The 13547-nt window shown below is 62.5% G+C and carries 11 protein-coding genes; 5 read left to right on the forward strand and 6 right to left on the reverse strand.

Features of this window, described 5'->3' with window-relative positions:
- Positions 1-365 precede the first annotated feature (365 nt).
- The 5 genes from JQ507_27135 to JQ507_27155 all read right to left on the reverse strand — a co-directional run bounded on the left by JQ507_27135 (position 366) and on the right by JQ507_27155 (position 5664).
- Positions 366-1151, reverse strand: a complete 786-nt coding sequence (locus JQ507_27135) for an ABC transporter permease (GenBank protein QRI68559.1) — start codon at positions 1149-1151, stop codon at positions 366-368.
- A complete protein-coding gene (locus JQ507_27140) occupies positions 1135-1992 on the reverse strand; it encodes an ABC transporter permease (GenBank protein ID QRI68560.1) in 858 nt (285 codons plus the stop codon). The genes JQ507_27135 and JQ507_27140 overlap by 17 nt, the downstream gene beginning before the upstream one ends.
- A complete protein-coding gene (locus tag JQ507_27145) occupies positions 1989-2825 on the reverse strand; it encodes an ABC transporter ATP-binding protein (GenBank protein ID QRI68561.1) in 837 nt (278 codons plus the stop codon). Before JQ507_27145 ends, JQ507_27140 begins: the two co-directional genes overlap by 4 nt.
- Positions 2822-3904 carry an ABC transporter substrate-binding protein gene (locus tag JQ507_27150; protein ID QRI68562.1) on the reverse strand — a complete coding sequence of 361 codons (1083 nt, stop codon included), beginning with the start codon at positions 3902-3904 and terminating at the stop codon, positions 2822-2824. Before JQ507_27150 ends, JQ507_27145 begins: the two co-directional genes overlap by 4 nt.
- Before the next feature lie 161 nt (positions 3905-4065).
- A complete protein-coding gene (locus tag JQ507_27155) occupies positions 4066-5664 on the reverse strand; it encodes an ABC transporter substrate-binding protein (GenBank protein ID QRI68563.1) in 1599 nt (532 codons plus the stop codon).
- Positions 5665-5926: 262 nt separating this feature from the next.
- Between JQ507_27155 and JQ507_27160 the strand changes: the two genes are divergently transcribed.
- Genes JQ507_27160 through JQ507_27170 form a run of 3 tightly spaced genes read left to right on the forward strand, consistent with a single transcriptional unit; the run spans position 5927 to position 10148 of the window.
- A complete protein-coding gene (locus JQ507_27160) occupies positions 5927-7534 on the forward strand; it encodes an ABC transporter substrate-binding protein (protein QRI68564.1) in 1608 nt (535 codons plus the stop codon).
- A gap of 19 nt (positions 7535-7553) precedes the next feature.
- Entirely contained in the window at positions 7554-8735 is a 1182-nt protein-coding gene (locus JQ507_27165; GenBank protein QRI68565.1) for an acyl-CoA dehydrogenase family protein, read from the forward strand.
- Between the two features lie 15 nt (positions 8736-8750).
- Positions 8751-10148: an LLM class flavin-dependent oxidoreductase gene (locus JQ507_27170; GenBank protein ID QRI68566.1), complete on the forward strand. Its 1398-nt coding sequence runs from the start codon at positions 8751-8753 to the stop codon at positions 10146-10148.
- A gap of 17 nt (positions 10149-10165) precedes the next feature.
- Here the strand turns inward: JQ507_27170 and JQ507_27175 are convergent, their stop codons facing one another.
- Positions 10166-11368 (reverse strand): LLM class flavin-dependent oxidoreductase, encoded by a 1203-nt coding sequence (locus JQ507_27175; GenBank protein QRI68567.1) that lies wholly within the window; start codon positions 11366-11368, stop codon positions 10166-10168.
- A gap of 211 nt (positions 11369-11579) precedes the next feature.
- Here JQ507_27175 and JQ507_27180 point away from each other — a divergent pair, with 211 nt between their 5' ends.
- Both JQ507_27180 and JQ507_27185 read left to right on the forward strand, forming a co-directional pair.
- Positions 11580-12566, forward strand: a complete 987-nt coding sequence (locus tag JQ507_27180; GenBank protein ID QRI68568.1) for an ABC transporter permease — start codon at positions 11580-11582, stop codon at positions 12564-12566.
- Positions 12567-12568: 2 nt separating this feature from the next.
- The gene (locus tag JQ507_27185; protein QRI68569.1) at positions 12569-13546 is read left to right on the forward strand and encodes an ABC transporter permease; all 978 of its coding nucleotides are present in this window, start codon (positions 12569-12571) and stop codon (positions 13544-13546) included.
- The last annotated feature ends 1 nt before the right edge of the window (position 13547 follow it).

Genomic DNA, 13547 nt, shown 5'->3' on the forward strand with positions numbered 1-13547 from the left:
GGCCCCAGTCTGGGGACCGGGGCCGAAGGGTACGCTCGAGTTCAGGAAGGAGGCGCGGAACCAACGGCGATACGTGAGCCGCCATTTAAACTCGACCCAAAGATTGCAGTTCAGCCTATTCCAAAGTGCGCAATAAAGTTGGGTTGCGTTGCCATGGACCGGGCATCGACACGTGTATAATTTTCTCGGCAGTTCCCAGGATTTTTGACCACAGTTACCTGGCGCTACCGGGCGAGTACGCGCCGACGAGGACGAAGAGCCGACACATGAAAACTCCTCAGCTTTCGACAAGAGCGCCGAATGCGTACTTCTCGAGGACACGTTGGTGAGCTTGGCCGGGTTCCTTTGGACTTGATGATCGTAGCTCAGGCTCGCGCCGACGCAGCTCGCCAAGGTATCAACCGCCGCTCCAGCCAACTCGCGCCACGATCGACCAGAAAACCAACCGAGCCGACGACGAGAATTCCGAGCATCACGAGATCCATGTCGAAGCGTTCGCGGCCGGCAATAATGAGGCCGCCGATGCCAGGGCCGGCAGCCATGAAGTATTCGGCACCGATGGTCGCGAGCCATGCATAGATCAACGCAAGATGCAGCCCGGTCAGCAGCGACGGCATCGCCGCTGGAAGATAGACATAAAGGATGAATTGCACGCGGTTGAAGCGAAACACCTCACCCACTTCGACGAGCTTGCGGGATGTTGCGTGAATACCCTCGACCAGGTTGAGAATGACGGGGATCGCCGCCGCGAGCCCGATGAAGACGATCTTGGCCATCTCATCGAACCCGAACCAGAGCGAGATCAGGGGAATCCATGCCAGGAGCGCGATCTGCTTCAGCCCATTGAACCAGGTCATGACGACGCGGTCCGCGATTGTGGAGAGGCCGAGCAACAGCCCGATCAACACCCCGGCGCCGGAGCCGAACACAAATCCGAGGAGATCACGGCGCAGGCTGGCGGCAAGCGCTTCAAGGAGCTCACCGCTCGCCAACTCCTGCCACGCGGTGGCGCCCACATGCTCGAGCGGCGGCAGGAACTGGCGGTTGACCAGGCCCGAATGGCTGGCGACCTCCCAGGTGAGCAGCAGGCCGATCGGCAAGACCAGCCCGCGACCGAGTGATCCGAGAGCGGCGCTACTGGACACCGTCAATCCGCCAGCGTTGCAGGCCGGTTTCGATCACGGCGAGGATCTTGTCGCTCACAAAGCCGATCACGCCGATCACGATCATGGCGACCAGCACGGTATCGAGCCAGAACATCTGACGGCCCCAGACCAGGAGGTAGCCGAGTCCCTCCGACGAGGCCAGCAGCTCGACGCTGACCAGCGCAATCCAGGCGTGGGTCAACCCGTAGCGCAGGCCCGTGAAGATCGGCGGTATCGCTCCCGGGAGGACGACATGGCGCAGCATCTGCAGGGGCGTGAAGCGGAATGTTTCTCCCACCTCGACGAACGCCCTAGGCACGTTCGCAATGCCCGCGCTGGTGTTCATGACCACTGGCACAAATGCCGCCTTCGCGATCACGACGATCTTGAGCCCCTCCCCGATGCCGAGCAGCAGCATCGCGAGTGGAATCCAGGCCAGCGCCGGCACTTGGGCGATCGCCGTGAACAGCGGACGGACATAATCGTCTACGCGCCGCGACAGCCCCATGGCGGAGCCGACGACCAGGCCAGCAGCCGCACCGATCGCGAAGCCCAACGCGACGCGCCGTAAACTGTAGCCCGCATGCTGGGCAAGCTCGCCGCTTGCGATCATGTCCCGCAACGTGTGCAACACATCGCCGGGGCGCGGCAGGATCTGCTCCGGAAGCCAGCCACGGTCGGTGCCGACGATCCAGATCGGGAGGGTGATGGCCGGCAGGATGAGCAACCAGCCAAGCTTCACGAGCTGACGAGGCACCACTTCACTGACGCGACCGGAGATACGTCGAAAACCCGCCGCCGCGGTGGTGCGAGGCTCAAGTGTCGTGCGAAGAGCTGCATCACTCATGCCGGGTCGCCGATCGGCGCGCCCCGGGCGCCGTCCTCTTCACCATCGCCGAGCGCGCGCAATACATCATTTCGAATTCGGACCAGATCATCATCGGTTCGCGACCTCGGCCTCGGCATGGAAATCGCGAAAATCCGCGACACACGACCGGGCCGGGGCGCGAGCACGATGACTCGGTCGCCGAGCAGTACCGCCTCGTCGACATCATGGGTGACCAGGACCATCGTGATCCTCTCGTGCGCCCAGATTCGCTGTAGCTCGACCTGGAGCCGTGCCCGCGTCAGCGCGTCGAGCGCACCAAAGGGCTCGTCCAGCAGCAGCAGCCGGGGGCGATTGACGAGGCCCCGCGCAATCGCCGCACGCTGGGCCATGCCACCGGAGAGCTGGTGCGGATATGCTTGCGCGAATCCATCAAGTCCGACCAACGTGATATGCGCGGCAACGGCCTCCCGTTTGGCCCGCTCGCTGAGCGGCGCATTCTTGAGACCGAGGGCGATGTTCTGGGAAACCGTCGCCCAGGGGAACAGTCGCGGCTCCTGGAAGACGATGCCGCGATCCAGGCTCGTCCCCGCGATCGCATTGCCATCCTGGTTGATGCTGCCACGAAATTCCGGCTCGAGCCCGGCGATCAGCCGCAACAGCGTCGACTTCCCGCAGCCGCTCGGCCCCAGCAGAACGACGAACTCGCCGGCTGCCACGTCGAGCGACACGTCCCGCAGCGCCTCAACGGGCGCGCCATTCACGACAAACGACTTGGAGACGTTGCGCACCTCCAGCCGCCCCTGTCCCTGGTCAGGGAATGCCGTTGTCCGCAGTTGCACGGCGACGTTCATTGTCCCGCCGCCTGCGGCCTTCCGCTCGCATCATATTCCTGCCAGTAGCCGACAAGACCCTGCTCCTTGAGCGCAATATCCAGGAATGAGCGGTCGAACCAGCCATTGAGGTCGACGTCGCGGCGAAGCAGACCGAACTCCCTCGCCTGCCTGGCCTGCACGCGATAGCTCTCGATGATCGATGCATCGATGATCGGGGTGTTGCGATATTTCAGCTCCTGGTTGGAGAAGTCAAAGCGATATCCTGACGCCGGGAAGCCTGTTCGGGCCGATATCTCAAAGAACGCCTCCCGGTTGGCTTCGTCCGACGCCCAGCGCGCAGCACGGACGATCGCCGAGACGATCTTCTGCGTGATGTCGGGATGCGCCTTGATGAAAGCGTCCTGCCCGATCAGCGTCGAATGCCGTTCATAGGCCGGATTGTCGCCTTTGGTGGTGTAGATGATCTCCGCGATATTCTTCTCGGCGAGGCTGGCCAGCGGGAAGTTGCCGAACGCAGCGTCGATATCCTTTGAAGTCAGCGCCGCATTCGTGGTCGCCGTATCCATATTGATGATCTGAACGTCCCGCTCCTGGAGACCGTTCCCGGCCAACACCTTGACGGCGGCGAGATGATTGTTGGTTCCGCGGAAAATAGAGACCTTGCGGCCACGGAGATCGGCGACCTTGCGGATCGCCGAGCCGAATGGAACCGCAAGATAGATCGGCGCATGGGCACCGGATGCGAGCAATATCCTGGTCTTTAGACCATTTGCACGGCCGATGATCTCGGGCAGATCACCCTGGATTGCGAAGTCGAGCTGGTTGTTGGCGAAAGCCTCATTGACGGCGGGGCCCGCTCCCTTGAAGAAATACCATTCGACCTTCACGTCCGGCCGGTCATGCAACGCCTGATCGAGATAATGCTCGGAATGGGCAACCGCCGCGGACGAGCCGCCGGAGAACTGGCGATTGTCGGCACCGACGGAAGCAAATCCGATCCGCACCGTGAGCGGTTCGGCGGCAAGCCCCGAGCTCGAACCGAACAGTAGACCGATCCCTGCAAGCAGGAGACTGAAGAGTTTGCGTTTTGCGATCATCAACACGTTCCTCGCCGCACCATCACCCGCCCGGCCTCATCGTCAGAGTATGACGATCCATGATCGCCCTGCGCAATCTCACAGATTTTTATTCTTGACGCGCAATGCGCTATTTTTCTTCTGCGCAGGCAGGCGAAAGGAAAAGAATGTGATGTCACGGCCTATACGGACGGGTCGATCCAGAGATCGGCGAAGCTGCCGTTCAATCCCTCGGCGCCGGGAGCGAAGTTTCGAACCTTCCTGTTGGCAATGATCACGCCGCCCGCCGCGACGATGTCGACGGAGGCCACCTCCTCGTGGACGATCGATTGGAACTTGGACCAGATCGCGCGCCGCTTCTCGGCATCCGGCTCGATCGCAGCCGCCTCCAGAAGCTGGTCGACCTCGGGATTGCTGTAATGCGCCGCGTTCGAGAACGGCAGGCCGATGCGGAAATTCTTCGACCAGTAAGCGCGTTGCACGCCGAGCGTCGGATCGAACGTGTTGGAGAGGCTTTCGATCGTCAGGTCAAATGCCCGATCCCGATAGACGACATTCAGGTAGGTTGCGAGATCGTACCGCAGAATCTCGATGTCCAGGCCAATTCGGCGCAGGGAATTGCGCAGGAAGTCGGCGAAGCTCGCGGGCAGGAATGGATTTTGCGTGAGCCTGAGCTTAGCCCTGATGCCGCCCGCGCCTCGCTTGAGGCCGGCCTCATCCAGCAATTGATCTCCCGCCTTCGGATCAAACGACCACGCCTGGATCTTCGGATCGTAGAACTTGGGCAGGGCCGTGCTGACCGGCGACGGAGAGATCAGGCCGTAGCCGAAGAACACGACGTTGACCAAAGCCCGGTGATCAATTGCATGGGCGATCGCCTTGCGGACTCGGCGATCCTGCAGGATCTGCGTATCGAAATTGAAGAACAGCTGCTGCTGTGGGCCCGAATAGGCGTAGGTCGTGGTATCGACCACGAACCGCTTGTCGAGCTTGAAACGCTCGATATCGCCATATGGCACCGGCGTCGCCCCGATATCGACCTCTCCCGCCTCAAGCGCCGCGGCACGCGCGGCCGGATCCAGCACGACCTTCAGCACCAGACGGTCGACATAAGGCTTCGGGGCATCCCAATAGTTCGGATTACGAACGAACAGAAGATGACTGCCGGGAACCCATTCCCTGAGAAGGAACGGACCGGTCCCGATCGTCTGCTCGAGCCGGGGCTGCTCCTCGGGCTTGAGAGCCTCGTAGATGTGCTTGGGCACGATCGGAGATTCGGCACCGGCCAGTGCTGAAATCAGGAAGGGGGCCGGTTTTGACAGCACGATCACGGCCGTCAGACGGTCCGGCGTTTCGACCGCCTCGACATTCGCGAACGTGATGCGTCCGCGCGGATGAGCGACCTTCAGCCGCTCGATGGAAAATGCGACGTCGGCCGACGTGAACTCCCTTCCATCAGACCATTTCACGTTCGGTCTCAGCCGGAACGTGTAGCGCCTGCCATCGTCGCTGATGGTCCAGGCCGTCGCCAGCACCGGCCTCGGATTGAGATCGTAGTCGTACGCAAGGAGCCCTTCGTTGATCTTGGTGCCGATCGTCTGCCCGGTTCCCGACGACGTGTTGATCGCGATGATCGCGGAAGGGTCGGGGTAGTACACCCAATTCAAGGTGCCGCCGGGCACGGGTTTCGCCTCGGCAGCCATCGCTCGTGATGGACCGAGCAGGCCGGCGGCGCCGGAGGCCAGAAGCCCGCGATTAAAGGTCCGTCGATCCAGCGACATCGCGCCTCCGCGTCAAGCCGCGACGCACGGAGAGAGCATCTCGCCGGATCCGCCGCGCAAGTCGTACCGCCTCAATCTTGATCACGTTTCGCAGAGAATTTGCTTTTGTTGTTCACAGCACCGGCGCGCGTTCATGAGCGCGACGTGCCACGCATGCAGCAGCAAAATTTTCATTATGCGCAGAAGCGCTCCGCAGGATTGATTGTCTGACCTCGAGGTGAATTATTGCGACGCGGTGTTCACAACTGACGTGCGATCGGCAATGAACTGGCTTACGCGCCGGCAAATTACAAAAGCTCTGCTGTGGAGCTCTGGCGCTCTTGTGAGCAGCTCAGTGGCGGGGCCAGTGCGCGCCGCTGATGAAGGAAAGCATGGCGGAACGCTGAACGTGGTGATTCAGCCCGAACCTCCCATCCTCGTCAGCCTGACGCACACCGCGGGCCCGACCACCCGCGTGAGCGGAAAGGTGACCGAGGGGCTCGTCACCTTCGATCTGGACTTCAATCCCCGTCCCCAGCTTGCGACCAGCTGGCAGAAGAGCGAAGACGGGCTCAGCTATCGGTTCGAGCTCCGGCGCGGAGTAAAGTGGCATGACGGCCGCGACTTCACGTCGGCAGACGTCGCGCACTCCATCGAGCTTCTCAAGCAGCATCATCCGCGCGGCCGCGGCACGCTCGCCTCGGTTCGCGAGGTGCGCACGCCCGATCCGCACGTTGCGGAAATCGTGCTCGACAAGCCCGCACCATACCTGCTCGCCGCCCTCACGGCCTCAGAATCGCCGATCGTGCCGCGACACATCTATGAGGGGACCGATCCCCTGGCCAATCCCAACGGACGCGCGCCGATTGGAACTGGTCCCTTCGTTTTCAAGGAATGGAAACAGGGCAGCCACATCGTGCTGGAGCGCAATCCCAACTACTGGGATCCGGGCAAACCCTATCTCGACCGCATCGTCATCCGCTTCATCGCCGACGCCAACGCCCGCGCGGTTGCGCTCGAGACCGGAGAGATCCACTACGCGCCTGATACGCCGGTGCCGCTCGGGCAGATCGAGACGCTCAAGGCCAACCCAAACCTCCTGATCGAAACACACGGCTATGACTATCAGCCCATCGTGTACCGGCTCGAGTTCAACCTCGCCAACCCCTACTTCGCCAAGCCGGAGGTCCGGCGTGCCGTCGCGCACGCGGTGGACCGCGACGCGATCAACCGCATCGTTTTCTACGGATGGACACAGAGCGCACCAGCCGCGATCAGCCCGGCGCTGAAGCAATTCCACAATCCCGGGATTCCGCGCTACGAATTCGCGCCGAAGAAGGCCGAAGCGTTGCTCGATGCCGCAGGCTTGCCGCGCGGGCCGGACGGTACGCGCTTCAAGGTTTTCCACGACTACATGCCGTATGGCGAGACCTATCAGCAACTTGGCGCCTACACGCGCCAGGCGCTTTCCACGATCGGCATCGGCGTGACGCTGCGCGCGCAAGACGTTCCGACCTGGTTCAAGCGGACCTACACAAACCGCGACTTCGACTTCATGAGCAACGGCATGAGCCATTCGTTCGATCCGACGGTCGGCGTGCAGCGGCTGTACTGGTCGAAGAACTTCAAGCCCGGCGTGCCCTTCTCAAACGGATCGGGCTACAGCAACCCTGAGGTCGACCGGCTGCTGGAGGCGGCCGCCGTCGAAAGCGATCCGGCAAAGCGCCGTGAGCTGTTCTATGCCTTCCAGGTCATCGTCGCGACCGACCTGCCCGACATCAATCTGGTGACGGGACCAAACCTGACCATCGTCAACCGCAAGGTCCGCGATCACACCACGACGATCGACGGGCCGTCCGCCAACTTTGCCGACGTCTGGCTGCAAAGCTGATCTCGCACGGGATATCCTCATGAGTTTCGATCTCGATACATCAAATCCCCATTTTGCCAAGGCCGTGCGGTTGCGCGAGATCTTCGCGCGCGACGCCGCCGAGCGCGACCGTGCCGGCGGCAAACCGCTCGAGCAGTTGGCCTTGCTGAAGGAGAGCGGCCTTCTCAACCTGTTGATACCGACGGAATTCGGCGGTGCCGGCGAACGCTGGTCGACCGCGCTGAAGATCGCCCGTGAGTTTGCCAAGGTGGACGGTGCCCTGGGACACCTCTACGGCTACCACTTCGGCTCCCAGCACGCTGCCCATCTGCGCGGCACGGCCGAGCAAGCTGCTGATATCTTCCGGCGGTCTGCTGCCGGCAACTGGTTCTGGGGCAATACCGCAAACAGCTTCTCGAAGAGCCTGTTCGGTCGCCGAGATGCCGATGGGTTTGTATTGGACGGGTTTCGCCCGTTCACGTCAGGATCGCATATCGCGGACTACCTGCAGGTCGCCTGGGAAGACCGCGATACCAATGCACGGAGCTTCGCGGCCATTCCGGCAAACCGGGACGGTATCCGGATCGAGAACGATTGGGACGGCTTCGGCCAGCGCCAAACCGGAAGCGGGCGCGTCACCTACACCGGGGTCCGGATTCATCGAAACGAGGTATTCGACCACAAGCCTGACGGCGGGCGTCCCTATCAGACCGTAACGCCCTTCCTGCAGCAGAGCACCCTGCTGAACGTCTTCATCGGCAGTGCGCAGGGCGCCCTGATCACTGCGCGCGACTATACGCGGGAAACGTCCCGCCCCTGGCTTCATTCGGGCGTTGAAAAGCACACCGATGATCCCTGGGTCAGAAGGGTCTATGGCGAGCTTTATACGCGGGTGAAAGCGGCTACGCTGCTCGCGGATGAGGCGGCCGCGACGCTCGATCGGGTCTGGTCGCGCGGCCGCGATCTGACGCCCCAGGAGCGCGGCGAGGCCGCGGTCGTGATTGCCGGCGCCAATGCTCATGCCGGCGAGGTCGCGCTTGATGTCACCAGCCGCATCTTCGAGGTGATGGGTGCACGCTCCGCCACCATTGCCAATGGCTATGACCGCTTCTGGCGCAATGTACGCATCCACACGCTGCACAATCCCGCCGAATACAAGACCCGCAATGTCGGGAACTGGTTTCTGACTGGCGTCCATCCCGAGCCGTCCGCATTCCAGTAGCTGAGAAAGCCCCTCGTGCCCAAGCAAATCCAGGTCAACGGCTTCGCCATCTTCAGCCCGGTTCACCTTTCTCCGGGGCTATGGCGCCATCCGGAGGACCGCTCGCTGGACTTCGATACGCTTGATTACTGGACGGACGTGGCGCGCATTCTCGAGGCCGGCAAGTTCGACTCGATCTTCATCGCCGACGGCATCGGTATTCACGACGTTTATGCCGGAACGGCCGACGCGGCGCTGAGCAGCGGGGCACAGATTCCGAAGCTCGATCCGATGCTGTTGGTCTCGGCCATGGCGCATGTCACCGAGCATCTCGGCATCGGCGTCACGGCCCCCGTATCGTATGAGCCGCCCTTCACGCTCGCCCGCCGCTTCTCGACCCTCGATCATCTGACCAAGGGGCGCGTCGCCTGGAACATCGTGACCGGCTACTCCAACGCGGCGTCACGTGCGGTCGGTCGCGACAACATCATGCCGCACGACCCCCGCTACGATCTTGCCGACGAATTCCTCGATGCGGTCTATGCACTTTGGGAAGGCAGCTGGGACGACGAGGCCATTGTCGTCGACCCCATCAAGGGCGTGATCGCGGATCCGCACCACATCCGCAAAGTTCATCACCACGGTGCGCATTTCAAGGTCGACGCCATCCATCTCGCCCACCCCTCTCCGCAACGGACGCCATTCCTGTTCCAGGCAGGCGCCTCCAATCGCGGCAAGGATTTCGCCGCCCGGCATGCCGAAGCGGTTTTCCTTGGGGAGCACTCCAAGGCGCGCACATCGGCCAATGTCGCCGAGACGCGGGCACGCGCGCGGGCATTCGGCCGCGACGAGCACGACATCCGCTTCTATGCGCTGACGACCGTGATTGTCGCCGAGACCCGTGTCGCCGCCGAAGCCAAATACCGCGACTATCAGCGCTATATTGACCCCAAGGGCTCGCTCGCATTGCTGTCGGGCTGGACCGGGATCGACCTGTCCCGCTATAGCCTGGACGACCCGTTTCCGACCGTGAAGAAGGACAACGCGGTCACTTCGATGATCGATTCCTTCTCCAGGAGCGAGCGCCCCTGGACCATCCGCGAGATCATCGAACACAACGGCATCGGCGGCCGCGGTCCGGTCATCGTTGGCTCACCCGCCGAGGTCGCCGACGAACTGCAGGCCTGGGTCAACGAGACCGATATCGACGGCTTCAACCTCAGCTACGCCGTGACGCCGGGCGGGTATCGGGATTTCGCCGAGCTCGTCGTGCCGGAATTGCAGCGCCGCGGCGTCTACAAGACCGAATACGCTCCGGGCACGTTGCGGGAAAAGGTGTTCGGAACCGGTCGGGCACGCCTGCCCTCGTCGCATCCTGCCGCCAGATTCCGGCCGTCCGCAGCGGGGCGGACGCCTAAAGCTGCCTCCGCCTGACCCGCATGGAAAACCGGTCAACCAATCTCGAGCTTCGGCACGGCATGGCGCAGCCCGGCCTGCTCCATCAATGGCAGCACGCGGCGGCCGAAGAAATCGAGATCAGGCTTGAAATCGAAGAAGCTGAGCTGAAGGCCGTCGATCCCGGCCTTCTTGAGTTGCACGAACTGCTCCACCACCTGCTCGGGTGTCCCGATCACCTCGATATTGCCACCGATGGCGCGACGCTTCGGCGCATCGACACCGACACGTCCCTTCCAGGCATGCGCATCGCTCGCAAAGTTCTGCATGCTGGCGACGGGATCGATGTGATCGACGATCGCGTCGTGATACTGCCAGGTCTCGCGCTCGGTTTCCCGGCAGACGACCATCGGATTGAGCAGCGTCCGCACTTCACGTCCGACGTCGATAGCGGACTGCTTCACGCGCTGGACATGCGCCGGCAGGGCTTCGATCGCACTCGCAAAGGACGAGCCCGCCGGGCTGGTAACGAACACGATGTCGGAATAGCGGCCCGCGAACGCGATGCCGGCGTCCGATCCGGTGGCGTTGACAAGGATAGGCCGTCCGAACCGCGGCTTGGGCGTCACGAACGCATTGCTCAGGCGCCAGGGAGATTGTCCTTTGAAGGAGAAGTTCTCCTTGTCGCCCCACAGCCGCTGCAGCACCTCGATGAACTCGGCCGCCAGCTCGTAGCGGCGGTCATGCTCGATCTGGTTCCAGCCGAATGCCTCATGCTCGATGGCGCGGTGGCCGGTCACGACATTGATCCCCCAGCGCCCTCCCGAAATATGATCCAGCGTGGCACCGTATTTGGCGAGATGCAGGGGATGGATCGGCCCGTAGAGCACGTGGATCGTCGAGATCAGCATGATCCGCGACGTGACAGCGGCAAGCGAAGCGGTCGTGATGAACGAATCGAGCGCTTCGCCCGTAAAGACGCCGCCGTAGCCGCCCTTCGGCAGCCACTGCGACAGCGCGAACACGAGATCGAAGCCGAACTGTTCGGCGCTGAGCGTGAGATCGCGATTGTAGTCGAACGTCCACGTCGTCGAGCGCGACAGGGTCGACGCGCTCCAGCCACCAGCCTGGATCGGCAGGAACAAGCCAAGCAGCAGCGGCTGTTGCAGCGCTTTCGACAAAGGACTTTCCGGAAACTGGCTGGGGCTCGAAAAGACTGGCCAGCCAACGATGTCGCCCGGCTTGTGCACTATGGTCATATTCATGTCCGTCGTGGTGATACGTGCCGTCCGTGGAGCATCCGCAACATCGATACGATCGCACGCGAATGCGTCGACGTTGGCGACGCGCATCGGCATTGTCAACGGCGTCTCCTCTCTCGTCGTGGCGTATCTCCGCGTGCCGACCGTGCGAGGAATGACAGCATGAGCAAATGCATCTTTTCGACACGTCATGGAAGTTAGAAGAAACATGTCGAGCATCCAGCGCATTGGAAAGACTTTTCGCCGGACGATCTGGCAGGCGATCCCGACGGTGATCGGAATCGTCGTCATCAATTTTTTTCTGCTGCAGCTCGCGCCGGGAGATGCCGCCGACGTCCTTGCCGGCGAGTCCGGATCGGCGACGATGGAAACGGTGGCGGCGCTGCGCAGCCGTTTCGGCCTCGATCAGCCGATCCTGCTGCAGCTTGCAGCTTACCTCGATAATCTCGCCCATTTGAGCCTTGGCTACTCACCGCGCTACAATCTTCCGGTCGCCGATATCATCGGTCAGCGACTGCCCGGCACGGTGGCCCTGATGGCAACCGCGCTCGTCATCGCCCTTGCCGGCGGCATCGCGCTTGGCATCGTGATGGCGACATTCGCCGGCCGATGGCCGGATCGTCTGATCTCGATCGTGGTCACGCTGCTCTACTCGATACCGGGCTTCTGGATCGGCCTGATGCTGATCCTGCTGTTTTCCGTCAAGCTGGGCTGGTTGCCGAGCGGCGGCGCTGCCACGATCGGCGCGAACCTCAGCGGCTTCGATCTGCTGATCGACCGTGCCCGCTACATGGTTCTTCCCGCCCTCTCGCTCTCGCTGTTCTACATCGCAATCTATTCCCGACTTGCCCGCGCCGCCATGCTGGAGGCTCAGGCTCAGGACTATGTGCGCACGGCCGCTGCGAAAGGGCTCTCTCCACTCACGATCACGGTGCGCCATGTACTGCGCAACGCCTTGTTGCCGGTGACCACGGTCGCCGGCATGCACTTCGGTGGCCTGCTAGGCGGCGCAGTGGTGGTCGAAACCGTGTACAGCTGGCCCGGCCTCGGCCGCCTCGCCTTCGAGGCCGTGATGAGCCGCGACTTCAGCGTGCTCCTCGGGATCCTCCTGCTCTCCTCCCTGCTCGTGATCATCGCCAACATGACGGTTGATCTCGTGCAGGCCTGGCTCGACCCTCGCATCGAGACCCGCTGACCATGACCGACGCCGCCCTCGACTCCACACATTCGACCGAACGGACCGCTGATGACCGGCCACGAACTGCGCCGGAGCGCTCGGAATGGCCGAACGTTCACGCACCGGACACGCATGTGATCGCTACCGACGCGAGCCAATCGCGATCGCAATTGTTCGGTCGCATCAGGCGAAATCCGTCTCTCGTCGCCGGCGCTACGCTGTTGCTGGTGATCATCGCCGCGGCTGTGCTAGCGCCGCTTCTTTATCCCGGCGATCCCCTCTCGATGGTGGCCCGACCGCTGTTGTGGCCCGGACAGGATCTTGGGTACCCTCTTGGAACCGACTCTCTGGGCCGCGACGTCGCCGCCGGCCTCATGCATGGCGCGCGAATTTCGCTCCTGATCGGCTTTGTCGCCACGACGATTGGTGTTACGATCGGCATCGCAGTGGGCGCCGTCGCCGGTTATCGAGGCGGCCTCGTCGACGACATCCTGGTCCGGATCATCGAGCTGTTCCAGACCGTTCCGAGCTTTATCCTGCTCGTCGTACTCGTCGCGATCGCGCAGCCCTCGATAGCAACGGTAACCTGGGCTATCGGGCTCGTCACATGGCCAACCATCGCACGGCTGGTCCGCGCCGAGTTTCGGGTGCTGCGTGAGAAGGAATTCGTCATGGCGGCGCGCTCGCTCGGCTTCAGCGACACCCGCATCGTCATTCGTGAGATCCTGCCGAATGCTCTCCCGGCCATTATCGTCACCACATCGGTGATGGTCGCAACCGCAATCCTGATGGAAGCCGCACTGTCATTCCTCGGACTGGGGGACCCGAATGTCGTGAGCTGGGGCAGCATGATCGGCTCCGGGCGCGAATTGATCAGAACGGCCTGGTATCTCACCGCATTGCCTGGCCTGGTTATCGTTCTGACTGTGCTTTCACTGAACCTGATCGGCGACGGACTGACGGATGTGCTCAATCCACGTCTCAGCAGGGAGCGATAGG

The sequence above is a fragment of the Bradyrhizobium sp. PSBB068 genome, assembly GCA_016839165.1.
Lineage (GTDB): Bacteria > Pseudomonadota > Alphaproteobacteria > Rhizobiales > Xanthobacteraceae > Bradyrhizobium.

Bases quoted from the DNA above. Each gene is read 5' to 3' on its own strand.
- JQ507_27140 (QRI68560.1), bottom strand. From the start codon at position 1,992: ATGAGTGATGCAGCTCTTCGCACGACACTTGAGCCTCGCACCACCGCG.
- JQ507_27175 (QRI68567.1), bottom strand. From the start codon at position 11,368: ATGACCATAGTGCACAAGCCGGGCGACATCGTTGGCTGGCCAGTCTTT.
- JQ507_27150 (QRI68562.1), bottom strand. From the start codon at position 3,904: ATGATCGCAAAACGCAAACTCTTCAGTCTCCTGCTTGCAGGGATCGGT.
- JQ507_27160 (QRI68564.1), top strand. From the start codon at position 5,927: ATGAACTGGCTTACGCGCCGGCAAATTACAAAAGCTCTGCTGTGGAGC.
- JQ507_27185 (QRI68569.1), top strand. From the start codon at position 12,569: ATGACCGACGCCGCCCTCGACTCCACACATTCGACCGAACGGACCGCT.
- JQ507_27155 (QRI68563.1), bottom strand. From the start codon at position 5,664: ATGTCGCTGGATCGACGGACCTTTAATCGCGGGCTTCTGGCCTCCGGC.
- JQ507_27145 (QRI68561.1), bottom strand. From the start codon at position 2,825: ATGAACGTCGCCGTGCAACTGCGGACAACGGCATTCCCTGACCAGGGA.
- JQ507_27180 (QRI68568.1), top strand. From the start codon at position 11,580: ATGTCGAGCATCCAGCGCATTGGAAAGACTTTTCGCCGGACGATCTGG.
- JQ507_27165 (QRI68565.1), top strand. From the start codon at position 7,554: ATGAGTTTCGATCTCGATACATCAAATCCCCATTTTGCCAAGGCCGTG.